21 protein-coding genes and 1 pseudogene are annotated in these 24,600 nt (G+C 64.1%); 13 read left to right on the top strand and 9 right to left on the bottom strand.

The genetic code is table 11. The features are described from left to right. Positions 1-2: 2 nt before the first annotated feature. The 7 genes from AC1DSF_RS08950 to AC1DSF_RS08920 all read left to right on the top strand — a co-directional run bounded on the left by AC1DSF_RS08950 (position 3) and on the right by AC1DSF_RS08920 (position 6,293). Positions 3-968: a tripartite tricarboxylate transporter substrate-binding protein gene (locus AC1DSF_RS08950; RefSeq protein WP_478182685.1), complete on the top strand. Its 966-nt coding sequence runs from the start codon at positions 3-5 to the stop codon at positions 966-968. Between the two features lie 93 nt (positions 969-1,061). Next, on the top strand, positions 1,062-2,954 hold the full coding sequence (locus tag AC1DSF_RS08945; RefSeq protein ID WP_478124386.1) for a GAF domain-containing sensor histidine kinase: 1,893 nt from the start codon (positions 1,062-1,064) through the stop codon (positions 2,952-2,954). Next, complete coding sequence (locus AC1DSF_RS08940) at positions 2,944-3,579, top strand: response regulator transcription factor (RefSeq protein ID WP_478124385.1); 636 nt, start codon at positions 2,944-2,946, stop codon at positions 3,577-3,579. Before AC1DSF_RS08945 ends, AC1DSF_RS08940 begins: the two co-directional genes overlap by 11 nt. A 121-nt stretch (positions 3,580-3,700) precedes the next feature. Continuing rightward, complete coding sequence (locus AC1DSF_RS08935) at positions 3,701-4,132, top strand: hypothetical protein (protein ID WP_478124384.1); 432 nt, start codon at positions 3,701-3,703, stop codon at positions 4,130-4,132. 20 nt (positions 4,133-4,152) lie between these two features. Next, positions 4,153-4,683, top strand: a complete 531-nt coding sequence (locus AC1DSF_RS08930; protein WP_478124383.1) for a hypothetical protein — start codon at positions 4,153-4,155, stop codon at positions 4,681-4,683. Positions 4,684-4,721: 38 nt separating this feature from the next. After that, a complete protein-coding gene (locus tag AC1DSF_RS08925) occupies positions 4,722-5,507 on the top strand; it encodes a DUF3313 domain-containing protein (protein ID WP_478124382.1) in 786 nt (261 codons plus the stop codon). Positions 5,508-5,522: 15 nt separating this feature from the next. After that, positions 5,523-6,293 (top strand): hypothetical protein, encoded by a 771-nt coding sequence (locus AC1DSF_RS08920; RefSeq protein ID WP_478182684.1) that lies wholly within the window; start codon positions 5,523-5,525, stop codon positions 6,291-6,293. Here the strand turns inward: AC1DSF_RS08920 and AC1DSF_RS08915 are convergent. After that, positions 6,283-7,518 carry a cation:proton antiporter gene (locus AC1DSF_RS08915; RefSeq protein ID WP_478124380.1) on the bottom strand — a complete coding sequence of 412 codons (1,236 nt, stop codon included), beginning with the start codon at positions 7,516-7,518 and terminating at the stop codon, positions 6,283-6,285. The genes AC1DSF_RS08920 and AC1DSF_RS08915 overlap by 11 nt on opposite strands. 192 nt (positions 7,519-7,710) lie before the next feature. Here AC1DSF_RS08915 and AC1DSF_RS08910 point away from each other — a divergent pair, with 192 nt between their 5' ends. Both AC1DSF_RS08910 and AC1DSF_RS08905 read left to right on the top strand, forming a co-directional pair. Continuing rightward, a complete protein-coding gene (locus AC1DSF_RS08910) occupies positions 7,711-8,172 on the top strand; it encodes a YidH family protein (RefSeq protein WP_478124379.1) in 462 nt (153 codons plus the stop codon). Between the two features lie 139 nt (positions 8,173-8,311). After that, positions 8,312-9,799: an arylsulfatase gene (locus tag AC1DSF_RS08905; protein ID WP_478124378.1), complete on the top strand. Its 1,488-nt coding sequence runs from the start codon at positions 8,312-8,314 to the stop codon at positions 9,797-9,799. A gap of 24 nt (positions 9,800-9,823) precedes the next feature. Here AC1DSF_RS08905 and AC1DSF_RS08900 read toward each other — a convergent pair whose 3' ends face one another. Next, on the bottom strand, positions 9,824-10,813 hold the full coding sequence (locus tag AC1DSF_RS08900; RefSeq protein WP_478124377.1) for a fatty acid desaturase family protein: 990 nt from the start codon (positions 10,811-10,813) through the stop codon (positions 9,824-9,826). A 65-nt stretch (positions 10,814-10,878) separates the two neighbouring features. Between AC1DSF_RS08900 and AC1DSF_RS08895 the strand changes: the two genes are divergently transcribed. Beyond that, positions 10,879-11,910, top strand: a complete 1,032-nt coding sequence (locus AC1DSF_RS08895; RefSeq protein ID WP_478124376.1) for a GlxA family transcriptional regulator — start codon at positions 10,879-10,881, stop codon at positions 11,908-11,910. Positions 11,911-12,008: 98 nt separating this feature from the next. Here the strand turns inward: AC1DSF_RS08895 and AC1DSF_RS08890 are convergent, their stop codons facing one another. Both AC1DSF_RS08890 and AC1DSF_RS08885 read right to left on the bottom strand, forming a co-directional pair. Next, complete coding sequence (locus AC1DSF_RS08890) at positions 12,009-14,414, bottom strand: DUF6351 family protein (RefSeq protein WP_478124375.1); 2,406 nt, start codon at positions 14,412-14,414, stop codon at positions 12,009-12,011. Positions 14,415-14,578: 164 nt separating this feature from the next. After that, the gene (locus AC1DSF_RS08885) at positions 14,579-15,439 is read right to left on the bottom strand and encodes an isocitrate lyase/PEP mutase family protein (RefSeq protein WP_478124374.1); all 861 of its coding nucleotides are present in this window, start codon (positions 15,437-15,439) and stop codon (positions 14,579-14,581) included. A 152-nt stretch (positions 15,440-15,591) separates the two neighbouring features. Here AC1DSF_RS08885 and AC1DSF_RS08880 point away from each other — a divergent pair. Further along, positions 15,592-15,675, top strand: a pseudogene (locus AC1DSF_RS08880) (ImmA/IrrE family metallo-endopeptidase); the annotation flags it as partial. Between the two features lies 1 nt (position 15,676). Here AC1DSF_RS08880 and metE read toward each other — a convergent pair. Beyond that, positions 15,677-18,016: a 5-methyltetrahydropteroyltriglutamate--homocysteine S-methyltransferase gene (metE, locus tag AC1DSF_RS08875; RefSeq protein ID WP_478182683.1), complete on the bottom strand. Its 2,340-nt coding sequence runs from the start codon at positions 18,014-18,016 to the stop codon at positions 15,677-15,679. A gap of 111 nt (positions 18,017-18,127) precedes the next feature. Between metE and AC1DSF_RS08870 the strand changes: the two genes are divergently transcribed. Next, the gene (locus tag AC1DSF_RS08870) at positions 18,128-19,030 is read left to right on the top strand and encodes a LysR family transcriptional regulator (RefSeq protein ID WP_478124372.1); all 903 of its coding nucleotides are present in this window, start codon (positions 18,128-18,130) and stop codon (positions 19,028-19,030) included. 29 nt (positions 19,031-19,059) lie between these two features. On the opposite strand, the gene AC1DSF_RS08865 is transcribed toward AC1DSF_RS08870, so the two are convergent. From AC1DSF_RS08865 to AC1DSF_RS08850, 4 genes are all read right to left on the bottom strand, one after another. Beyond that, the gene (locus AC1DSF_RS08865) at positions 19,060-19,263 is read right to left on the bottom strand and encodes a hypothetical protein (RefSeq protein ID WP_478124371.1); all 204 of its coding nucleotides are present in this window, start codon (positions 19,261-19,263) and stop codon (positions 19,060-19,062) included. A 90-nt stretch (positions 19,264-19,353) separates the two neighbouring features. After that, the gene (locus tag AC1DSF_RS08860) at positions 19,354-20,055 is read right to left on the bottom strand and encodes a hypothetical protein (RefSeq protein WP_478124370.1); all 702 of its coding nucleotides are present in this window, start codon (positions 20,053-20,055) and stop codon (positions 19,354-19,356) included. Beyond that, positions 20,052-21,080 (bottom strand): phospholipase D-like domain-containing protein, encoded by a 1,029-nt coding sequence (locus AC1DSF_RS08855; protein ID WP_478124369.1) that lies wholly within the window; start codon positions 21,078-21,080, stop codon positions 20,052-20,054. Before AC1DSF_RS08855 ends, AC1DSF_RS08860 begins: the two co-directional genes overlap by 4 nt. 10 nt (positions 21,081-21,090) lie before the next feature. Beyond that, entirely contained in the window at positions 21,091-22,893 is a 1,803-nt protein-coding gene (locus tag AC1DSF_RS08850; protein ID WP_478182682.1) for an ABC transporter ATP-binding protein, read from the bottom strand. Positions 22,894-23,206: 313 nt separating this feature from the next. On the opposite strand from AC1DSF_RS08850, the gene AC1DSF_RS08845 reads away from it, so the two are divergent. Beyond that, positions 23,207-24,592, top strand: a complete 1,386-nt coding sequence (locus AC1DSF_RS08845; protein ID WP_478124367.1) for an aldehyde dehydrogenase family protein — start codon at positions 23,207-23,209, stop codon at positions 24,590-24,592. The last annotated feature ends 8 nt before the right edge of the window (positions 24,593-24,600 follow it).

Raw genomic sequence — 24,600 nt, 5'->3', positions numbered from 1 at the left:
CCATGCGCCTGGCCAGGGTCCTCAAGGTCTTTTGTTTGTCGCTGGGCATCTGGCTCGCAGGGCCTGCGCATGCGGACGACAGCGTGCCGACCCGGTTGGTCATGCCTTTCGAAGGCGGCTCCGGCACCGCGGTCGCGCTGTATCTGGCCGAACGAGCCAACGCCGAATACGGCGCCCACGTCTATGTCGAGGAAAAGCCCGGTGCGAGCGGCCGCATCGGCGCGATGATGGTCAAGAACGCCGCGCCCGACGGCAGAACGATCGCCTTGTTTCCCTTCGTGGTGCCGGTGCTGGCGCCGCTGATCTTCAAGGACGTCCGTTACGACCCGGTGCGCGACTTCGCGCCCGTATCGCAAATCGCCACCTACAGCCTGGCGCTCGCGGTGCCCAACGACCACCCCGCCACGTCGGTTGCCGGGTTCGTGGCGTGGGCCAGGGAACATCCCTCGCAAGCGTTCTTCGGCACCGGCGCGGCGGGAAGCCTGCCGCATTTCCTCGGGATGATGATGGCGCAAGCGGCGGGCATCGAGATGATGCACGTGGCCTACAAGGGCGCGGGGCCCATGACGGTCGACCTCATCGCGGGCCGCATCCCCGCCGGCATCTCGACGATTTCCGACCTGATCGAGATGCATCGTGCGCACAGGTTCCGCATCATTGCGGTGTCCGGCCCGAAGCGCCTGGCGCAATTGCCCGAAGTACCGACCTTTGCCGAACAGGGCTTTCCGACCGTGCAGGCCACCGGCTGGGTCGGCGTCTTCGCCCCTGCCGGGACCCCCAGGAAACTCGTCGATCAATGGTCATCGATGTTCGCGAACATCGTGCATTCGCCGCAGGCAAGCGCCAGGCTGGCCGAGTTGGGTCTCGAACCGACCGGAACGGGCCCCGGCGAACTCGCGGCCGCCTTGGCGAGCGATATTGCCCGCTGGCAGCCAGTCATCAAGGCAGCGGGCTTTCACGCCGACTGAATCCGGCGCAGCCGCACCATTGCCCGAAAGGTCTATTGCCGTAGGACAAGACGCTCGCTAGCATGGGCGGCCCGACACAACTGGACGTCGTTAATGGCCGTGCGCCCCTCCGATGCCTGTCCCCCACCGGCAGCCATCCGGCTCGTTTCCGATTCGCTGGCGGGCAAGGTGCAAGAGCCGCTTCCGCCTTCAGTACACGATCCGCTGCGCTTCGAGCGGCTGCTCTCCGACTTGTCGGCGACATTCATCGCGCTGCCTCCGCAGGAGATCGATGGGGCCATCCAGGACAGCCTGGCGCTCATCGTCTCGACGCTCGGCATCGATCGTTCCACGCTCGCGCGGGTCTTTCCCTTGACCGGCCGCATCGAGGTCACCCACTCGTACGCCGTGGAGGGTATCGAGCCGGTGCCCATGAGCCTCGCGGCGCGCGAGGTCAGTCCCTGGGCGTTGAAGATGGCGATGGCCAACAAGCCCGTCGTTTTCGAGCGACTGGACGATCTCCCGCCCGAGGCCAGCGTGGACAAGGAGAACTACCGCAGCATTCGCCTCAAGTCGCACGTGACGATGCCCATCATCGTGGCGGGCGAACTGCATGGCGGCCTGAGTTTTGGCTGCGTGCGCAACGAGCGCAGGTGGTCGGCCGACCTTCTCGGCCGCATGCGACTGCTGGCGAATATCTTCGGCAGTGCCATTGCACGCAAACGCACCCAGGACCAGCTCGACAACGCCATCGGCTTCGAAAGGCTGGCAAGCTGCATCCTGGCATCCCTGGTGCTGGCCGATCCAGGCCAGACGGACGTCGCCATCGGAATCGGCCTGCGGCAGATCGGACAGTTCATGGGCGCCGAGCGGGTTTCACTTTGGGACCGCATGGCGGGCGAGGCGACCTTCCGTTCGGTCCAGCGCTGGGAAGAGGATGAATTCGCGCCACCACTGGCGCTGGGCGACACACCGGATCTCCCCTGGATCATGCAGCGACTGGCCATGGGGAACATCGTGCGGCTGGCCCGGGTCAGCGACCTTCCGGGGGACGCCGAGGGCGATCGCATTGCGTTGCAGGCCTCCAGAGTCCGTTCGTTGCTCGTGGTGCCCATCTCGGTATCGGGCCGCATCGCGGGCGCCTTGTCCATCGCGAGCACACGGCTCGAACACGAATGGCCGGACGCGCTGATGCCCGGCGTCAGCCTGCTCGCCGAAGTGTTCGGCAGCCTTCATGCCCGCGATACCGCCGAACGCCGCAAGCTCGCCGCCGAGATCGAGGCAGCGCACTGGCGCGAGCGGCTGGCCCATCTGGTCCGGGTGCATACGGCGGGCGAGATGTCGGTAGCGCTCGCGCACGAGATCACCCAACCGCTCGGCGCGATCGAGAACTATGCGCTGGCGGCGCGCCGGCGTGCCGGTGAACCCACACCTGATTTGGCGCGGGTGACCGAACTGCTCGACAAGGTGGTTGGACAGGCCACCCGCGCCGGCGACGTGGTCACGCGCATGCGGGGCATGGTGCAGCGGCACGAGCTCGACCTGAAGCTGATCGAGATCGAACGCGCTGTCTCCGAATGCATCGGCATGGTGAAGATGGACTGCGATCTGCGCGAAATCGAGGTCCGCTTGTCGGCCGACAGCGGACTTCCCCGCATCACGGTGGACGAGATCCATCTGCAGCAAGTCGTGCTGAACCTGCTTCGCAATGCGATGGAGGCCATCGAACAGGGCGGTGGCGAGCGCGTGATCAATATTTCGATTGCGCTCAACCATCGGGACGAGGTCCAGGTCGAGGTCGCCGATACCGGCAGCGGCATCGCCGAAGGCGATCTGGAGCGGATCTTCGAGTCCTTCTATTCGACCAAGGCCAGTGGCCTGGGCGTCGGCCTCGCGATCTGCCGCAAGCTGATGGAAGCGCACGGCGGCATGCTCTGGGCCGCGCACAATCCGCGCGGCGGCGCTCTTTTCCGATTCACCATTCCCACCGCTTCTCATGCTGATTGACAAGATCGACGACATGGCCGAGCCGACCGTATTCATCATCGACGACGACGAAGGCTACCGGGACTCCGTGCAGGAGCTCGTGAGTTCGGTCGGCCTGCCCACCGAGACCTTCGCCTCGGCGCTCGATTTCCTGGAGAGCTTCGATTGCGCGCGGCCTGGCTGCCTGGTGCTGGACGTGCGCATGGCGCGCATGAGCGGCCTGGCACTTCAGGAGCGGCTCCGCACGATGGGCGCCACCATCCCGATCGTCTTCATCAGCGGCCACGGCGACATCGCGATGGCCGTCAAGGCCGTCAAGGAAGGTGCGGTGGACTTCGTGCAGAAGCCCTACCGCGAACAACAGTTGCTCGACGCCATCGACGAAGCGCTGCGCCGCAACGCGGCCCCGCGCACCTACAGCGGCGACACGCAGCAGGCGTTGGCGAGCCGCGTCGCGGCACTGAGCCCGCGCGAGCGGGAAGTCATGACGCTGGCGCTCCAGGGGCTGCCCAGCAAGGTGATCGCGAAGGAACTCGCGATCAGCCATCGCACGGTCGAACAGCACCGCAGCCGCCTGCTCGAAAAGCTCGGCGTCGGCTCGATCACCGAGCTGCTGCGCCTGAATCTCCAAGGCTCGCTGGAATAGCGCAGGCGGCTGCGGCCGCTCGCTACGTACGTGGCTCTGCGTGCTCACCGGGATGGACTGCCCGGGTGCGGGCGGTCACCATGGGCACAGGAAAGGGCCGATCCAGTGGGCACCGACGGGCATGCCGCCGCCATACGCTGGCGTGGTGATTCCCATCGTGATGAGTGCCGGCTTGTCGGAATTGATGCCTGCACACGTGTATGTCCTCGTCCTCGATCCGCACGATCGCGCATGGATCGAGTCTGCGCTCGTGCGCTGGGTGGACTCGCTGGTCTTCCTCCACGATGTGCGCGGTCAGCTCGCCAAGGTGCCGCGCGGCCCGGGACATTGCCTGATCGCCTCGGCCGACGAAGACGAAGCGGCGACGCTGCGGCTGGTGCGCGAGCTCAGGAGTTCGGGCGCTACCTTGCCGGTCATCGTGCTGGGGCCGCACACCGCGTTTCGCACGGCGGTGGACATCGCGAGGCTGGAGGCGACCGATTTCCTCGAAAGGCCGGCGAGCGCGAGACAACTGTGCGCGGCAGTGCGGCGCGCCTGCGCGGAGACGATTTGACAGCGACCGCCGAGTCGACCATGAGCGACACCAAGATCGATCCGGACTTGCTGCCCGGTGCGCTGACGACAGCCACGTCGGACCTGTCGAACGCGCTGACGCAGGCCCTGCCGCTGCCGGACATCATGTTCGGAGGTTGCGTGCTGGTCGTGGTGATCATGTTCCACGCGTTCTGGATACGCGTCATCACCAACTCGTTTCTCAAGCGCTCGCAAGTCATCCGCATGCATGTGTCGCTATGGCGCGCGGACCTGCTGTTCGCCGCCATGGTGATGATGATGCTGGTGCTGCATCTGGCGGAGGTGGTGGTCTGGGCGGCGGCGCTCTTCTTCGGCAACATCGTCGGCAACTGGGCGAGCGCGACCTACTTCGCAGCCAACTGCTATACGGCACTCGGCGAGCCCTTCTCGCTGCCGCGCACCTGGCGCATCGTGGCGCCGATCATTGCGATGTCCGGCATCTTCGCGTTTGCATGGACCGCGAGCGTGCTGGTCAATTTCGTCGCCCGCTACAACGAGCTTCGGGCGGCCATTCTGGTACCTGGGCCGTAGCCGGCCTGATCTTCCCTCGACAGTCAACAGGAACTCCCATGAAAGTGTCTCTCTTCTCCGCCGCTTCGCTGGCGTGTATCGTGATCTGTGCCGGCCAGCTTGCCGGCTGCGCCTCGCCCAGCACAGGCGCCGACGTCGTGGCCTCCGAGAATTCGAAGGACAAGGTCCGGGATGTCGGCTTCCTGAGCGAGCCGGGCCGGCTCAAGGCAGTGGCCGCGACCGGCGGTTTGCTCTGCTGGCGCCAGCCCGGCGTGGACTGGAAGCGCTACGACAAGGCCATGATCGAGCGCATCCAGGTCTACATCCAGCCCACGCCCGACCAGCGCCCCATCGACCCGAGCGATCTCAAGACGCTGCTGGACTACTTCCATGGCGCGCTCGTGCGCGATCTGGGACGTGACGTGAAGATCGTGGACACGGCGGGGCCAGGCGTCATTCGTGTCCGGCTGGCATTGACGGCGTTGGTGCCCACCAACACCGCCAAGAGCCTCGCAGGCACTGCGGTGCCCTACGGCTTCGTGGCGGAAATCGGATCGGGCTCGACCACTGGCCGCCCCGTCGGGTCGACGCCCTACATGGGCCAGACCGGTCTCGAGGCGCAGTTCCGCGACGGCGCCACGGGCGCGGTGCTGGGTGAATGCGCCGACACGGAGATCGGCCTGAAGTACGCGGCCGACCTGAACAGCGGCGCAACGACCGCTGCCAAAGCATGGCTTGATGGCTACGCCAGCTCGTTCCAGAGTTGGACGTATGCTCAGGACGCCTTCAACAAGTGGTCGGCGGCCTTTGCGCGCAGGTTTTCGGAGTTGCGCGCTGGAGCCTGATCTTCTGGTAAGCCCATGAATCGCATGAATCGCCTGAACAAACTATCTCTCCCGACCGCCTGCCTGCTTCCGCTGTTCGCAGCGCTTCCCGCCGCTGCGCAGGACTTGCAGGCAGCCAACGCGTGGCAGTTCGAGTTCATCCCATATCTATGGGCCGCCGGCATCCGCTCGGACATCAAGCTCGGCCCCTTGCCCGAGAACACCGCACGTATCAAGTCGAGCGGCGTGCTCGAGGCGCTCGACTTCGGCGCGATGGGAACCCTGGAAGCACGCAAGGGACCCTGGGGCGGGCTGCTCGACGTGCAGTACGTGAAGCTCGGCGTGTCGAACCAGTTCCTGGGCGGTCTCGCGGGCGGCTACAACTTGAAGTACGAGCAAACGCTCGTGACGCTGGCGGGCTACTACCGCGTCCTCGATGACCCCAGGGTTGCGGTCGACGTGCTGGGCGGTGCTCGCTACGTCGACGCGCGCAGCACCCTCGACATCTCGCCCAGCCTGCGCGGGCTGGGCCGTCAGACGGATGCATCGGCCAGCTGGTGGAATGGCATCGTCGGCGTTCGCGCCATCGTGCCGCTCGGCGACAAATGGTCGGCCATGGGCTACCTGGATGCCGGCGAAGGCAATTCGACTTCGAGCTGGCAGGGCATCCTCGGCACCAGCTACCAGTACTCGCCCACGGTTTCGCTGAAGTTCGGCTATCGCTACCTGAGCTTCGATCGAGACAACGCCGTTCTCAACAAGGTCGCCCTGGGCGGCTTTTACGTCGGCGCGGGTTTCAAGTTTTAAGACGGGGGCCCGGCGCGACGCCCGGAGCCCGCCGTGCAAAGCGCTCTGTGAACAGCGGCCCGGCGATGGATGTGACCAGCACCATGATCAGCACGCCGTCGAACATGCGGCCGTCAAGCAGGGGTTGCCCGGCTGCATTGAACGTCTGCTTGGCCACCAGCGCGGCCGCGAGCGTTGCAGCGACCTGCGGAAGGGTCAGGGACCACATCGTCATCCGTTCCTCCGGAAGGTAGCCGAAGGCACGGCCACAGCTCTCGGTCGCCACCAGCTTGCCGATGAAGAGCGCGCCGATGATGCCGCCCGCCAGGAGGCCGTCGACAGACAGGCTTCGCAGCAGCGCCAACGGGTCGATGAGGAAGCCCGTGACGACGAAGAAGACGGGGATGAACAAGGTCGTCCCCATGAATTCGAGCTTGTTCTTGGCCGGCTTGTCCTTCACGGCGGCGTTGACCGCCAATCCCGCCATGAAAGTGCCCACGATGCCCGGCAGATTGATGGCCTGCGCGAGCAGCGCGGTGATCGCCAATATCGCCAGCATGATGATGAAGTAGGTTTCTTCATCGTGCTCCACCCTCTTGAGGATGTAGGCCGCCGCACGACTCAGCCCCGCCAGCACGAAGACGACGAATGCGACGATCTCGATCACCTGCACCGCCAGGCCGCTCGCGGAAAACCCACTGACGAACATCGGAACGCAGGCAGCAAAGACGAGCAGCGAGAGTGTGTCGGACACCATCGTGGCGCCGATCGTGACGACCACCGGCTCCGACTTCGTCAGGCCGCGAGCGGTGACGATGGGCAGCGCGAGCAAGGTGTGCGAGGCGAGCAGCGAGCCGACGACGATCGCGGGCAGGAGCGTGTAGCCCAGCCAACTGGCCACCAGCGCACCCAGCACCAGCGGAACCGAGGTCGTGACCACCCCGAAGATGATGGATCGCGCGAGCTTTTCGCGAAAGAGCGTCAAGTCGATTTCCAGCCCGGCGAAGAACATCAGCAGCAACATGCCCAGGTCCGAGAAGAACTGTGCGGTCGGGTGATCCTTCGGGAAGACGTCCAGCATGTGCGGCCCGAGCAGGACGCCACTGAGCAACAGGCCGACGACCACCGGCACACGAAGGATGCGGGCAATGTGCGGCATGACGAGGATCAAGGCCATGAAGATCGCGAATCTCGCCAGCGTCGGAAGCAACTCTATGGCCCGATGTACGACTTCAAGGAACAGCATGTCGATCCCCGGTGATTGGCTGGCGACGTGCCAGCGCCGATCTCTGCCGGGGATTTTGAACGCCGGTGCAGGCGTTGCCTATGACTGCGCGTACTGACCGCTACGTACGTGGTCGAAGCCGTGGCCGCCACGATTCTCCAGCTGCCGGACTGGGCCTAGCCTTCAGGGAATGACAAGGCCCGACGGTTTCACATGAACTCCACACCCCGACGTCCAACCGGCGCGAAGCGTCCGTCTGCACCGCCGTCCGCACTGCCAGTTGCCGCTCCCGGCGCTGCGCCCACATCGGCGCAGATCAACACCGACCTGGCCATCGACCGCACCGTCATGGCGGCAGACCGGACCTTGATGGCCTGGACGCGGACTTCGCTGTCGATGATCAGTTTCGGATTCACGATCTACAAGGTCCTGGAGGCGCTCGCGAGCCAGGCCACCACGCCGATCAGGCAAGGATTGCCGCGCGATGCCGGTCTTTTCCTGACGGCCCTGGGCACATTGGCCATGGTGATGGGCTCGATCGAATACTGGACGCGCATCAAGGAGCTTCGGCGGACCAAGTACTTGCGGCTCATGCAGCCCTCGTTCATCATGGGGCTGATCATGTGCGCGGTCGGGATATTGATCTTTGTCGGGATCATCTCCAGGACGCTATGAGCGCGAGCGAAATCGCACGTACGTGGTGCTGCGTGCGCACTCGGATGGCTTTCGACGCCCCGAGTCTTGAGAATGCCCACAAGTCCGGATCCAGGGCCACCTGGCACCTCTCCATCAGTTCAATCACAGAGGAACAAACATGACGAGCAAGAAGCCGAACATCCTGATCCTATGGGGCGACGACGTGGGCTGGTGGAACATCAGCTACAACAGCCGCGGCCAGATGGGCTACAGGACGCCGAACATCGATCGCGTGGCCAACGAAGGCATCGCATTCACCGACTACTACGCCCAGCAGAGCTGCACCGCCGGCCGGGCCGCCTTCATCACCGGCCAGAACCCCATCCGGACCGGATTGACCAAGGTCGGAATGCCGGGCGCATCCGTCGGCCTGCACGAGGAAGACCCGACCATCGCCGAGCTCCTGAAGCCGCATGGCTATGCGACGGGACAGTTCGGCAAGAACCACCTGGGCGACAAGGACGAATACCTGCCCACGGTGCACGGGTTCGACGAATTCTTCGGCAACCTCTACCACCTGAACGCGGAAGAGGAACCTGAGGACCCGGACTACCCCAAGGACCCGAATTTCAAGAAGGCCTTCGGCCCGCGCGGCGTGCTGCACTGCCTGGCGGACGGCAAGGGTGGGCAGACCATCGAGAACACCGGCCCGCTGACCAAGAAGCGGATGGAAACCATCGACGACGAGACGACCGAGGCGGCGCTGAAGTTCATCGACAAGTGCCACGCGGACGACAAGCCATTCTTCCTTTGGTACAACACCACGGCCATGCATTTCCGCACCCACTGCGCGGAAAAGCACAAGGGCAAGAGCGGCCAGGGCGACTACAACGACGTGATGGTCGCGCACGACGAACACATCGGACAGATGCTCGACAAGCTGGACGAGCTCGGCATCGCCGACAACACCATCGTCATGTATTCGACCGACAACGGCCCGCACTACAACAGCTGGCCCGACGCGGGCATCACCCCCTTCAGGGCCGAGAAGAACACCAATTGGGAAGGCGGCTGGCGCGTGCCGTGCTTCGTGCGGTGGCCCGAGAAGTTCAAGGCCGGCACGGTGATCAACGGCATGGTCTCGCACCAGGACTGGCTTCCGACGCTGCTCGCGGCAGTGGGCGAGGCCGACGTCAAGGAGAAGCTCGTGGCAGGCTGCAAGGTCGGCGACAAGAACTTCAAGGTTCACATCGACGGCTTCAACATGCTGCCCTACCTGAGCGGCGAGGCCAAGGCTTCGCCGCGGGACACCTTCTTCTACATCAGCGACGACGGCGAGATCATGGCGATCCGCATGCACGACTGGAAGGTGGTGCTGATGGAGCAACGTGCCAAGACGCTGCAATGCTGGTTCGAGCCCTTCGTCAAATACCGGGCACCGAAGATCTTCAACCTGCGTCGAGACCCCTTCGAGCGAGCGGACGAGAACTCCAATACCTATTGGGACTGGGTGATCTCGCACGCCTACATCGTCTACGCCATGCAGTCGGTGGTGTCCAAGCAGATCGAGGCATTCGTCAAGTTCCCGCCAAGGCAGAAGCCAGCGTCCTTCAACCTGGATGAAGTCTTGCGCAAGCTGCAGGAAGCGAACAGCGCCGCGCATTGACGCCCGCAAGGCGCCGGCCGGAGGTCACTTCGCTTTGACGAGGTCGCGCACGACTTGCACATAGCCGTGCGCGACCCGCGCCTCTTTCAAGGCGCCCTTTCGCTCGAGGATCGCATGCATGCGGCGCAAGTTGTATGACGGCACGGTGGGTGCCAGATGGTGCTCGACGTGATAGTTGACGAAGTTGGGCGCGAAGAGAAGACGCTCCCACCACGACGCGAGGACAGTCCGGGTGTTGCACCATACGTCCTGGCTCATGGTGCCCGGCAGCGCGCCGTGCTCTGCGGCATTGCGGATGCGGCTGACCAGCATGTAAGTGGTGAGCCATGACGCCGGCCAGAGCACATACGCCATCGGGTGGCCGCAAGCCCACAGCAGTGCCAGTGCGGCTGCGTGGACCAGCAGGATGCGGCGAGCATTCCACAGCAGATGGCCCACGGTGCGCTTTCCCGGCCCGTCGGCAAGCGCTGCCCCGGCGTCGGCACTCTCCTTCTTGTAGGCATAGCCGAATCGCAGTTTCTGGGGTTCCGCATGCGCATACAACATCGCCAGCGTCGCCGCGGCCTTGAGCCCGGTGATGCCGACGAGGTCGCGCAAGACCTTGCGTGCGAGGGAAGCCTTGGTCACCGGATAGCCGCGGTAGTTGGGCAGGTCGGGATCGTCCGGCGTACCGGTCTTCACATGGTGGGTCATGTGATAGCTGCGATAGATCGAAAGATCCGCGAACACGGGCGCGGCGCACAGCCACTGTCCAATCCAGTCGTTCAAGGCGCGCGAAGGCGTGAACGAGCGGTGTGCGCACTCGTGCATCAGGATGCCCAGTCCCAATTGGCGGCCGGCCAACACCAGCATGGCCACGCCCACCGCGGCAACGCCCGGCCGTGCGATGACGAGGGCAAAGCTGGCGGCGATCAGGCTCCAGTTGACCAGCAGCATCCAGGCGGCGTGCCCGTTGGACTTGCGCTGCAAGTCGCGCAGCTCCTGGCGGTCCAGCAGTTTGCGTACGTCATTCATCGATCACACTCCATTTCCAATCCGGAAGCCTCGATTGAAGCAAAGCACCGGCACAATTTGTTGACATGAAGCGCCAGATCAATGACATGAAAGCGTCGGGCGCCGCGAAGCCAGTGCGCGTGGCGATCGTTCTTCCTGACAGGCCGTGGGCAGGATCGGTATTGTTGGTGCGCGACCTGCTCCAGGCCGCTGGCACGCTGGCGATGCGCAACGACGACATCGCGGCCAGTGCGCTGTTCGATGTGCGGCTCGTGGCGCGCAGCAGAGCGCCGGTCACAAGCTTTGGCGGCCTGCCTCTGGCACCTGACCTGACGCTGAGGCGATCGGGAGACTTCAGCGTGGTGGTCGTGCCTGCGCAGTTCGCACCGGCGGCCGAGACCACCGAAGACGACGCGCAGTACGGCCTATGGCTGCGGCGCCAGCACGCGCGCGGTGCATTGCTGATGAGCTTCGGCGGAGCGCTTCTGCTGGCGAAGTCGGGGCTGCTCGATGGCCGCGAGGCCACGGGGCTGCTGAGCGAGCGCTCGATCATCCAGCGGCGCTTTCCGGAGGTGCGCTACCAGTCGTCTCGCCGGATCGTCGCCGCCGCCGACATCGTGACGGTATGCGGCATTGGCCCCACGGTGGACGCTTGTGCACACCTGATCGAGCGATTCTTCGGAATGCAGCGCGCACGCCGCTTTCTGCGCCACACAAGCACCGAGGCGCTCCCTGCGGACAACAAACTCGCGCTGTGGAGTGCGCCCTACAAGAGACACGGCGATGCGCAAGTCATTGCCGTACAGGAAACACTCGAACGGGAAATGGACCCGCCGCCCACCCTGGCTGCGCTTGCACGGCAGGTTGGATTGAGCGAGCGCAGCCTGTCACGCCGCTTTGCCGAGGCCGTGGGCCTCAACATGCGCCAGTACGTCGCGAACCTGCGGCTCGAACATGCCGACCATCTGCTTGCGACGACGCGCCTGCCATTGGCGCACGTGGCGCGCGAGTGCGGCTATGCAAGCGCCAGCACCCTGAGTCGCGCATTCGCCGCCGCTCGCGGCAAGGCTCCGCGCCGCTATCGGGTCGATCATTCGGTCGGGCCACAGGGACGCTGATCGACGCTGAGCGACGCTGATCGACGCTGAGCGACGAACAAACAAAATCATCCAGGCCGGCGAACCGGCCTGGATGAAGCGCGGATCAGATCAGCTGATCAGATCGGCGTCGCCTGCGGTGCCGGCGGAAGCGGCGTCCCGCCTGGGCCGTTCGCATAGGTGCGGGGCGAGACGGGCGCTTGCTGCCCCACGCCCGGCTTCGAGTAGTCGCAGACGCCCGTGCTGAACACTGCTTGCAGGCGGGTTTGCTGAATGCCCGTGAAGGTGATGCCGGTGTAATCGCTGAAATTCAGCGGCTTGAGCGTGCACTTCAGGATGTTCTCCGCGCGTGGGCCACCAGCGACTTGCCGCGGCGACGCATGGATGGCGAGCTTGGGGTCCGCATTGCATGTCGCCTGATCGGTCACCTTGGTCGAGAACGAAGTGTCGGTGCTCAGGTAGCAATAGTCGAATGCCGCCGATGGCTTGGAGGCGAGCACCTGAGCCGGCGTGCGCTCGCTGTTCAGCGTCGCCTTCGGCGCGGAAGTGACCAGGCTCGAGAGCCAGGTGTCCATCATCAGGAAAGACTGGAGCGTGAGCGGTGCCGGCGCAACCAGGCCGGTACCGAAGCGCCACATCACCTGGTTGCCGTGGCCACCACCGTCCTGGTCGAGGCGATCGCGTTCCGCGAAGCTGCGCCAGATGTAGTGGATGCCGGATTCGTCATAGCCGCGAAGATCGATGATCGGGAGCTTTGCGAGCTGCACGCCGCTGGCGACGATTCCACTCTGATAGGCGATCTGCAATCCGGCCGGATCGGCCACCGAGCGCGACGTCGTCAGGTTGGAATCAGCGTCGCTGCCGCCGACGCCTTCGTTCAGCGTCACGAATTCCTCGGCGTTGATCGCTCCGGAAAGCAGCGCCTTCAGGCCGTACTGGACGCCGACGTTGTCGTTCGTCTGGTTGGCTCGCGTCGTGCCCGGTGCAACTCCCCAGACAGCGACTGCGAGATCGGGGTCACCGCAGCGCGGGCCGGTCGGGTTGGAGACCGGGTCATAGACCTGGCTGGCCGGCAGCTTGCAATTGTTGGTGGTGGCACCCGGCACGAGATCCCCGGCCGGATTGGCAACAAACATCGGCGCGTAGTTGCCGGGCTTGTTGTTGTAGCCGAAGGCGTTAACCCACGAATGGCAGCCCGTTTGATCGAGGTGGCCATTGATGGCGGTCTTCTTGGCGGCAACGGTCGGTGCGTCGAGGCCAGTCTGGAGATTCTTCCAGGCTGGGCTGGCGTAGAAGTTCACGAGCTGCACGCAGTCGGCCACTTCGATACCGGTGGTGATCGAGTCGGGGTAGTCGCACTGAACCTGAATACCGTCGAGCAGGCCCGGGAACGTCGACGCCACGGTGTTTTGTCCGATCGATCCGCCGGAGCAGCCATTGCCCATCGTGTACTTGATCTCGCCGTACGACTTGGTGATGTATTCCTTCATCATCATCACGGTTTCGCCGGCCAGGATGCGATTCGAGTTGTAGAGCGAATCGGTCATGCTGTTGTCGACGACCATGACGCCGCGGGAGAGCGCGCTGTCGTCCGCCCAGTTCTGTTCCGAGCGGAACTGCTGGCGCGGCTGGCCGGTGCTCGCCCCGAACGAATAGACCACCTTGCCGGTCCATTGCGCCTGCGGTGCATTGGCAGTCCAGGGCTTGGTCGGATCGAACAGCACGGCGATGTCGAAGATGCCGCGGTTCACGGTCCCGCGCTCGACCCTGACGATGTACGGCACCGGCGTCGTCGCGCCGAGCGGGGTGGTGGTCGCGACCGACGACATTGGCGTCGTGCCGTGCACATAAGGCTGCAGGCACGAGTTCGCCGGTGTCGGCGGGTTCGGATTCGCAATGGTCGGCGAGGGGTCCGGCAGCACGAACGAACAGCCGCCATCGCCGGCGGTCGCGGTCAACGGCGTGAGCGTCCGATAGTACAGCTTGGCCTGCGTCGCGATATTGCATTGCGCGTCGGTCGCGGTGGTCGGCAGGCCACTCGCATTCGTTCCGGCGGCCGATGCCGTTGCGGCCGTCGGTGTCGGCGTCGCGCAAACCCAGGGCATGACCTGCGAGCTCAACAGCACAGGACCGCCGATCGGATGATTGGTCAGTGTGAGCGACGCGCCGCGGAAGGAGTTGTCGGTGGACGTCACCTTGAGTGAGTTGTCACCCTTGGCCAGTCCGGTCACGAGTCCCACGGTTCGCCCGTCACTGCGCTTTTCCTTGAAAGCACTCGTCACGTCGGTAGAGCCGAGCGTGACTTTCAGCATTGAAGTCGAGGCGCCGACCGGCATCTTGATCTCGACCAATGCAGAGCCGCCGGACACCATGTCGGCGCGCGTCGACAGCGGCTGCACCTTCACCTGTCCTCCCTGTGTCGACGTGGGGAGCCACCCGCCTCCACCACCGCCGCCACAGGCAGCCAATAAGACGCACAAGGTCGAGCCCGCGGCACACGCCGCCAGCCTTTTATAAAGCCTCATATGTTTGTCTCCGTTTTTCTCAGGCGTTAGAAAGCCGAGTCATGCTATGGGTGACCGAGTGTCACATTCACGAGGTTTTCCCTAATCGGGCCTCATTGCAACTCGGCCTTAGTCGCATCGGAGACAGTGGTTAATGCAGAGTGCGGAGCACCCGTCAGAGCAAGTCAGGAATAGCGCTTCTCCAACGCATCCCACTCGGGCTTTCCGACCAGGCGCTGTCGCTCCGCGAATGGCGCGACGAGTGCCGGGTCTTCCGTCAGACGGCGGGAGTCGCGCAACGTGGTGAGTGCTTTCTGCATTCCCGCGACGGCGCCCTGGAGTGCCGCGTTCGCGTAGAGCACCACGCCGTATCCCAGCTGTCCCAGCTCCTCAGCGCCAAAGATTGGCGTCTTGCCGCCGATCACCATGTTCATCAGTTGCGGCTTGTGCAGGCGCTGCGGCAATGCACGGATCTCTTCCGCTGTGGTGACCGCTTCGACGAAGAGGATGTCAGCGCCGGCCTCGGCGAACTTCTGCGCCCGTTCGATGGCAGCCTCGAAGCCTTGCGTGGCACACGCGTCAGTGCGCGCGAGGACGAGAAAGTCCGGGTCATGCCGCGCATCGACGGCCGACTTGATCTTGCTCACCGCCTCCTCGGTCGAGATGACCTCCTTGCCCGAGAAGTGGCCGCATCGCTTGGGTGCCACCTGGTCTTCGAGCTGGATGCAGTCGGCGCCCGCCCGCTCCAGCACGCGAACCGTGTGCCGCACATTGAGTGCGTTGCCGAAGCCGGTGTCGGCGTCGACGATGAGCGGGACGCTCACCGCATCGCGAATGCGCGCCGTGTGCTCGGCGATCTCATGCAGGCCCATGAAGCCCTGGTCGGGCATGCCGAACCACATGTTGGTCACGCCGGCACCGGTGATGTAGATGGCCTCGAAGCCGAGGTCTTCGACGACCTTGGCCGAGAGCGCGTTGAACGCGCCGGGCACGATCACGCCGCGGCGGGCTTCGACCAAAGCCCTGAGTTGTTTGCGGGTAGACATTCAGGAACTCCTGTGAGATTCAAAAGCTGTCGCCAGGCACGCGAACCTGGCCTTCCATATGGACAGGATCACCGTCTTGCTGGTGCTGGACGTTTCGCCGCGGCCATGCCGTCGGCGCCACCATCGTAGATCGAGACCTCCTCGGCCGTATCGCTCGCCTGACGAATTACTTTGCGGGCGCCTTGCTGCTCCCCTATGCGCCGTTCCTCACGGCGGCGGAGAGCTTGCGCTACGACTTCACTCCCTACCCGGCCGGATCGGCGAATCCGAGGTGGTGGCGCCCGCCCGGGCTGTCGTGCGCAGGGTCTTGGCGGCTTCCACCATGTGGGTCAGCGCGGAAATCACTTCTGCCCACTGGCGCGTTTTGAGGCCGCAGTCCGGATTCACCCACAGTCGCCCGGCCGGAATACGCTCGGCCGCCTTCTCCATCAGTTGCACGATGTGCGCCTGCGTCGGGATGTTGGGCGAGTGGATGTCATAGACACCGGGACCGATCTCGTTCGGATAGTTGAAATTGTCGAACGCGTCGAGCAGTTCCATGTTCGAGCGCGAGGTCTCGATCGTGATCACATCCGCATCCATGTCGGCGATCGACCCGATGATGTCGTTGAACTCCGAATAGCACATGTGCGTGTGGATCTGGGTCTCGTCGTGCACGCCGTTGGCGGTGATGCGGAAGGACTCGACGGCCCAGTCGAGGTAGGATTTCCACTGCGATTTGCGCAGCGGCAGCCCTTCGCGCAAAGCCGCTTCGTCGATCTGGATCACGCGCACGCCGGCCTTCTCCAGGTCGAGCACTTCCTCGCGGATCGCAAGCGCCAACTGCTTGCAGGACACTGAGCGCGGCTGGTCATCGCGCACGAATGACCAGTTCAGGATCGTGACCGGGCCGGTCAGCATGCCTTTCATCGGTTTGTCGGTCAGCGACTGCGCGTACCGGATCCATTCGACCGTCATCGCCTTGGGGCGGGTGATGTCGCCGAAGAGGATCGGCGGCTTCACGCAACGTGAGCCATAGGATTGCACCCAGCCGAGCTGGCTGAAGGCGTAGCCATCGAGTTGCTCGCCGAAGTACTCGACCATGTCATTGCGCTCGGCCTCGCCGTGAACCAGCACATCCAGGCCCAATGCCTCCTGCTCACGCACGCAGCGGGCTATTTCCGCCTGCATTGCGGCCTTGTAGCCAACTTCATCGAGTTCGCCGGCCTTGAACTGGCTTCGCGCGTGACGGATCTCGGCGGTCTGCGGAAACGAGCCGATGGTGGTGGTCGGGAACGCGGGAAGCTTCAGCCTGGCCGCCTGCAGAGGGGCACGTTGTGCGTAACCGCTTTTGCGCTCACCGAGCTTGGCATCGAGTCGGGCCATCGCCGCCTTGACTGCCGGCTTGTTGACGCGCGGCGACGACCGACGCGTCGCGATGGCAGCGTGGTTGGCGTCCAGCGCGTCGTTGACTGCATCGCGGCCCTGGTTGAGACCTGTCGCCAGCACCTTCAGCTCGTCCAGCTTCTGCAGTGCATAGGCAAGCCATGACTTGACTTCGGGGTCGAGCTTTTGCTCGCTCGCCAAATCGACCGGCACGTGCAACAGCGAGCAGGACGGCGCAATCCACAATCGGTCGCCAAGTTGCTGCGCGATCGGCTCGACCCAGTCGAGCGCCGCGGCCAGATCGGTCTTCCAGATATTGCGGCCGTCGATCACGCCCAGCGACAGCACCTTGTGGGATGGCAACAGGTTCAGCAACGGCTTCACGTCGTCGCGCCCTTTGATCGCGTCGATGTGCAGGCCCGCAACCGGCAGGTTGACCGCGAGATAGCGGTTGTCCAGCAGCTGTCCGAAGTAGGTGGCCAGCAGCAGCTTGACGCGGGCGCCCTTGAGTTGGTGATAGGCGATGTTGAAGGCGTGCTGCCATTCGGCATCAAGCTCGGTGACCAGCAACGGTTCGTCGACCTGCACCCATTCGATTCCCTGCGCGGCGAGGGTGGCGAGCAAGTCGGCGTAGACCGTCAGAAGACGTGGCAGCAACGCCAGCTTGTCCGAGCCATCCTTGGCCTTGCCGATGGCCAGGTAGGTGACCGGCCCGACGATCACGGGCTTCGCGTTGACGCCTTGGGCCTTCGCTTCGGCCAGTTGTTCCAGCAAGCGAGAGGCATCGAGCTGGAACTGGGTCTGCGCGCTGAACTCCGGCACGATGTAGTGGTAGTTGGTGTCGAACCACTTGGTCATCTCGCCGGCAGCGACACCGCCGCAGCATGCACCGTGGTCTTCGGCGCCTTGAGCCGAGCGACCGCGCGCGACCCGGAAATAGTTGTCCAGTGCATCGCCATGGAAATCGCACACGCGTTCGGGCAGATTGCCCAGCGTGAAGCTCATGTCCAGCACCTGGTCATAGAAAGCGAAATCACCGACCGGGGCGAGATCGAGGCCGGCCTGATGCTGCCAGTGACGTTGGCGCAGCTGCGCGCCTAAAGCTTTCAGCTCGTCGCGTGAGGATGCGCCCTTCCAATACGACTCGAGCRCGAACTTGAGTTCGCGCTTCGCGCCGATGCGGGGAAAACCAAGGTTGTGGGTAAGGACCATGAGAGTGACTGCCTTGGACGATTCAGATTTCGGATGGCGCGATCGTAGACAGGCGTGTCCATGAAGTAAAATGGTCTTATTTCAACGATCGATTAATTTCGCTCATACAAAATGCTCGAGCGGATTCACTTGGCCATCGTGCAGGAAGTCGCCAAACAGGGCTCCCTGACCGCCGCTGCAGGCACGCTTTGCCTCACGCAGTCAGCGCTGAGCCATGCGATGAAGAAGCTCGAGCAACAACTGGGCACCGCGATCTGGCTGCGTGAGGGACGCAGCCTGCGACCCACGCAGGCAGGCGTTTACCTGCTCGCCTTGGCCAACCGGGTGCTGCCTCAACTCGACGTCGCGGAGGAACGCCTCCGGCAGTACGCGCAGGGCGAGCGCGGCACGCTGCGCATCGGCATGGAATGCCACCCCTGCTACCAGTGGCTGCTCAAGGTGGTGGCACCGTATCTCGCTGAATGGCCCGACGTGGACGTGGACGTCAAGCAGAAATTCCAGTTCGGTGGCATCGGCGCGCTGTTCGGCTTCGAGATCGACCTGCTGGTGACCCCGGACCCCCTGTTCAAACCCGGGCTGCGCTTTGAGCCGGTGTTCAACTATGAACAGGTGCTGGTGGTCGGTGCCAGGCATCCGCTGGCTTCAGCCCCCTATGTCAAGCCGCAGCAACTGACATCCGAGGTTCTGATCACCTATCCCGTGGCCGCCGAACGGCTCGACGTCTACAACCAGTTTCTGATGCCCGCCGGCATCACCCCCAAGCGCCACAAGACCATCGAGACGACGGACATCATGCTGCAGATGGTCGCCAGCGGCCGAGGCGTGGCAGCCCTTCCCCGTTGGTTGGTGCAGGAGTACGCGGGAAAACTGGAGATCGTCCCTGTGCGGCTCGGCCGCCATGGGCTCGCCAAGCAAATCTTCCTCGGGGCCCGCGAGTCGGATATGGACGTGGACTACCTGAAGGCTTTCATCGGGCTGGCGCGCCGTGCGCCCGCGCGGGGAAAGGCAACCTGACTGGCCTGCGCTGACCGGTCTGCAATGTGTCAGCGAATCGTCGAGAGCCGCGCGGGTACGGATCCACCCGCACCGCAATCCCTCAGCAATTCAGCGGACTGGGTGACCTGGTCGGCCATCCGGTCGTTCAACGAGGCCCAGACGCGATACGCAGGGCGGATCACGAGCAACCATGCCAAGGCAGCGGCAACCGCAAAGAAGCCAGACACCAACAGCCAGTGCATCGATTCCATCCATCATTCCGCTTGTTTTTGTTGACCCGGAGTTTCTTGCCGGAGTCGGCGGAAGGACATCCTCAAAAGTGTTGATGACAGATGAAAACGCTAGCACCCACTGCCCAGCGCAGTCTTGCTCTCCCCCATCGGCTTGACACCGTGCGCCATGAGTGGACGAACGACCCGGCTGGCGAATTTTTCCAGGTCAGCGGCTGTGTCTTCGCCGTTCCAGGACACCTCGATCGAATCCGCTCCCCGCGGCAGGCGCCAATGCTCGATCTTGATGCCTTGCGCCTGCGCTCGCTCCACATGGCTGACGCATCCGAACGGCTTTGCCATGAAACGGGCCGGCAGCAGAGTCTCGACCTCGCCGGCGGCCTGGCAACTGAGCGAATAGCTCTTCTTCGTCAGCCCCTCGGCAGTCCAGCCCACGTCGACTTCACTCTTGGACTTTGCCTTCGCCCTTGCCGGAAACGGGCACTGCCAGCGCGCCAGCGGATCGCCGGCCGAAAATGCATCGGCGCTTCGCTGCTTGACCATGGATTCGACGGAACGCCCGGAGGAGCGCTGCCGGACGATGAGGGCCGAGCGATCCTTTGCGTCGGCCGGCTGCTCGACTGAAAAATACCGCACCTCGAAGGACTTGCGCTTGCCGACCCCCAGCCCAAGCAAGGCAGCAGCCTCTTCGATCGATCGGGGTCCGCCTGCCGCGGTGTCCCAGCGAATGGCGAATTCCGCAGGGCTCCCGGCGTGCGCCATGTTGGCGAGCCACAGCAAGACTGCGGCCGCGATGACTGCGCGGCTCTTCAAGCTTTGTCCTTGTCTTTGCCCTTGTGCTTCTTCGCCGGTGCGGCGTCGCCGTCGAGCACCAGGTGGCTCGGATCGAGTTCGCGCTTCTTGAGGTCCTGCAGCAGACCCGCGTCGCTGAGATCGATCTTGTGCGACGACTCCCAGTCGCGCAGCGCCGTCTCCTGCAGGCGGTGCACCGTGCCGGGATCATCTGTCTCGATCGCGAGTTCGCGCCGTCCGTCGAAGCTGCCAGGCGCCAGATTGATCGACCCGACGATGGCTCGCTTGCCGTCGGCCAGCATCATCTTCGCGTGCAGCTTCAAGTGCCGCATCGTGTGCACCTTGGCGCCAACATCCTGGAGGATTCGAAGTCCACCCACGCCCTCGATCAGCTTTTCGGCTTTCAGCGAGTGTGGCGGCTTTGTCAGGATGTGGACCTTGACCCCGCGCACTGCCGCGCGCACGAGTCGCTCGATGATCACCATGTCCTGATAGCGTTCGTTCTGCACCCACAGGGTGCTCTCGGCCGAGTCGATGAAAGCGGCGACGCGCTGGCGCCCGTTGTCCGGACACCAGATCAAGCGAGACTCCGGGTGCGGCGCGAAGTCCTCGTGGGCCCAGTCGGCGTCGAAGCAGGAGACCATCTCGCGCGTCTCCAGGTCGTGCGTGGTGATGACCGCGTAGTCGCGCGTCTCGGTCAGGTCCCTCGGCTCCCAGTTCAATGACTCGACGAAGCCGGTCTGGTGGTCGACCACCATCGACTTCTGGTGGGTCAGGTCGAATTTCGGGTTGCTGTCGCGCACTTCGATGCCGGCGGCCACCAGCTTGGCGCGCGCCTGCTCGTTCTCGCTTTCTCCGCTCCGGCGTGCGGGATTCAGCATCACGCGAACCTTGACGCCGCGTTGCCGGGCCGCGATGACGGCATCGAGGAGCGTCTCGTCGGTGAACAGGAACATCCGGATGTTGAGTGCCGTCTTCGCCCCCTGGATGGCGTCCAGGATGGGCTTGGATGTGTCGTCGGGCAGAACAATGAGCTTGTGGGACATGGTGTGAACCTCACGCGGATGCAGCAGCGGCAGCGGCCGACGGCTGCGTTTCGTATTGGATGCGATGCAGTTCGGCGTACACGCCCCCGAGTGCGATCAGTTCGTCGTTCGGTCCTTCCTCGACCACGACGCCGTCTTTCAGGACGATGATCTTGTCGGCGTCGCGAATCGTGCTGAGCCGGTGCGCAATCATGATCACCGTGCGCCCCTTCATGAGGCGCGTCAATCCTTCGATCACCAGGCGCTCCGATTCGGTGTCGAGCGCGGCGGTCGGCTCGTCCAGGATCATGACGGGGCTGTTGCGGATCACGGCGCGCGCGATGCCGATGCGCTGGCGCTGGCCGCCGGAAAGCGTGTCGCCGCGTTCGCCCACCAGCGAGTCATAGCCGTGCGGCATGCGGCTGATGAATTCGTCGGCATTGGCGAGCTTGGCCGCCGCAACGATTTCTTCCTTGGTGGCATCGGGCTTTCCGTAGGCGATGTTCTCGCCGATGGTGCCCCTGAAGAGCACGGTTTCCTGCAGGACGAAGCCGATCTGCGAACGCAGCGCCGCGAGCTTGTACTTGCTGATGTCGTGGCCGTCGATGAGCACGCGCCCGCCGGTCGGATCGTAGAAGCGCGGCATCAGGCTCACCACCGTCGATTTGCCGCTGCCGGTCGGGCCGACGATGCCCACGACCTGACCGGGCTCGATCTTGAAGCTGACATCGCGGAGCACCGGAGGGTCGTCCGCGCCATAGCCGAAGGCCACGTGCTCGAAGGTGATCTCGCCCTTCGCCCGGCCTGGATCGACGGCATCGGGGTGCTCATGGATGATGTCGTCGGCACCCAGGATCTTCTGGATTCGCTCGAGCGCGACTGTCGTCTGGGCGATCGTGCTCGCCATGCTCGCAAGGTCCTTCACAGGTTTGAAGAACTTGCCCAGGTAGGCCAGATAGACCGTCAACGCCCCCGCGGTCATGGTCCCGGCGACGATGAGCGCCGTCCCCTTCCACAGCACGATGCTGGTGCAGAAAGCAACGACGATGGCGACCACCGGCGACAACAGCGACTTGATCTTTCTCGCCTGCAGGGCCGCTTCCGCGGTGGCGTGGCTGGCGGTCTCCATGTGCGCAAACTCGAGGTCTTGGCGGCCAAAGGCCTTGATCGCGCGCACGGAGCCGAGGCCTTCCTGGACCACGGCGACCACCTCGCTCTGGCGCGCGCGAACATTGCGCGTGACTTCCTTCACCGCCTTCTTGAACCGGAACACGAACAGCAGAAGGAAGGGCATCACCGCCACCGCAATCAGCGTGAAGTCCCAATCCAGCCACACCATCAGTCCGAGCATGAAGATGATGGTCAGCATGTCGATGGCGATGCCGAGCGTCGACGAAGAAGCAAAGTTCTGCACCGTCGCGACATCGCTCGTGATGGTCGACATCAAGGTCCCGGTCTTGGCGCTGTCGTAGAACGCGAGGGACAGCCGATGAAGGTGCTCGTAGATTCGCAGGCGAAGATCGTTCGCGACCCACTGGCCGATGCTGGCCGAGTAGTAGTTGTCGATGTAGGCCGCAACGCCGCTGATGACGGCGATCAACAGGGTCGCGATGCCGGCAAACAGCGCGACGCCGAGCGTGTGCCGGCCGATGCCCATCTGGTGCGCCCATTCCAGCCATGACGGCAAGTGGTGCTTGCCCAGCGCGTCGTCGAGGATCAGCTTGAGCGGCCAGGGAGCCGCCAGGCTCATCAGCACTTCGACCAGCATGGCGATCAGCACGATCACCAGCCATGTGCGATAGGGCTTCATCAGGCCCAGCACGAGGCGTGTCATGTCCCTGCTCTGCGCCTTGGCGGCACGTGTCGCAACCACTGTTGCGGAATCCAGCGGTGCGGTCGCCGATTTGGGCGGCACCGCCGCTTGGGGAGGGATCGGTATTGACATGATGGGCCCAGGGGCTGGCTAGCCTGGGATTCTCGATTCGAACGCGCCAATGGCAATCCCGGGGGCCACCTACGGCCACGTACGTGATGCCTCCGGATTTGATGCACTCACCCGTGGTCGCCGGGATTGACCCATCGCACAGGCGGTTCGACGATCACTGCCTCCAAGGGCATACGTCCATCTACAGCAGGAACCCAGCAACATGGCATCTCCAGACTTCAGCTCGCTGGTCGCCAGCCAGCGAGCCTTCTTTCTCGAAGGCCACACTCGGCCCGTGGCCTGGCGCAAGGCCCAACTCGAAGCGGTCAAGGCACTCTTCACCGAGCACCACGACGAACTGTGCGAAGCGCTATGGAAAGATCTGCGGCGCAACGTGAACGACGCCGATCTGATGGACGTCGACTACTGCGCCAAGGAGGCTGCCTACGCGCTCAAGCACATCGACGCGTGGATGGAGCCGATCCACGAACCGATGCCGCTGGTGTTCGAGCCGGGGTACATCCGTGTGAACCGCGACCCTTTGGGTGTGGCGCTCATCATCGGCGCGTGGAACGAACCTTTCATGCTGGTCTTCGGGCCCCTGGTGGCTGCACTGGCCGGCGGAAACACCGCCGTGCTCAAGCCCTCCGAGATCGCCACCCACTGCGCCGCCGCTGCCGCCCGTCTGGTGCCGAAGTACTTCGACCCACGCGCGGTCGCGGTGGTCGAAGGCGCGGTTCCCGAGACGACGGCCCTCCTCTCGCAGCAATGGGACATGATCTTCTTCACCGGCAGTCCGCCCGTCGGCAAGATCGTGCACCAGGCCGCCGCAAAGAACCTGACGCCGTGCGTGCTCGAACTCGGCGGCAAGAATCCGACCATCGTCCACTCGTCGGCGAACCTGAAGTCGGCCGCCCGGCGCATCACCTATGGGCGTTTCCTGAATTCAGGGCACATCTGCACCGCGCCTGACCACGTGCTGGCATGGCCCGAGGTCAAGGACGAATTCGTGCAGCACATGAAGGACATGATCCGCGAGTTCTACGGCGACGATCCGAAGCAGAGCCCGGACTATGGACGCATCATCAATCGTCGCAACTTCGACCGCCTCGCGGCACTGCTCGACAGCGGCAGGGCCGTGGCTGGCGGCCAGACCGATGCCGATGAGCTGTACATCGCGCCCACAGTGCTGGTGGATGTTGCAGTCGATTCGCCGATCATGAAGGAAGAGATCTTCGGACCGATCCTGCCTGTGCTGGAGATCGATTCGGTCGATGCGGTCATCCAGTGGACCAACAGCCGCCCGAGCCCACTGGGGCTCTACATCTTCGCGGAGGACAAGCAGGTGGTCGACAGGATTCTTTCGGCCACGCGCTCCGGTGATGCCGAAGTCAACGACTGCGCCATCCATCCGCTTTTTCCGGAGCTTCCATTCGGCGGCGTCGGCAATTCCGGCATGGGCAAGTACCACGGGCGATGGGGATTCGAGGCCTTCACCAACGCACGCGGGGTGCTTCACCACAGCAGCGCCGTGGACCCTGGCGTGCGCTATCCGCCCTACGCCAGCCACGGGCTCGAGCGCGTCGTTGTCAACAAGCTGATGCCCTAACCGCGGCG

The organism is Variovorax sp. 01N429, from assembly GCF_056399425.1.
This window is presented reverse-complemented; position numbering and strand designations above follow the sequence as displayed.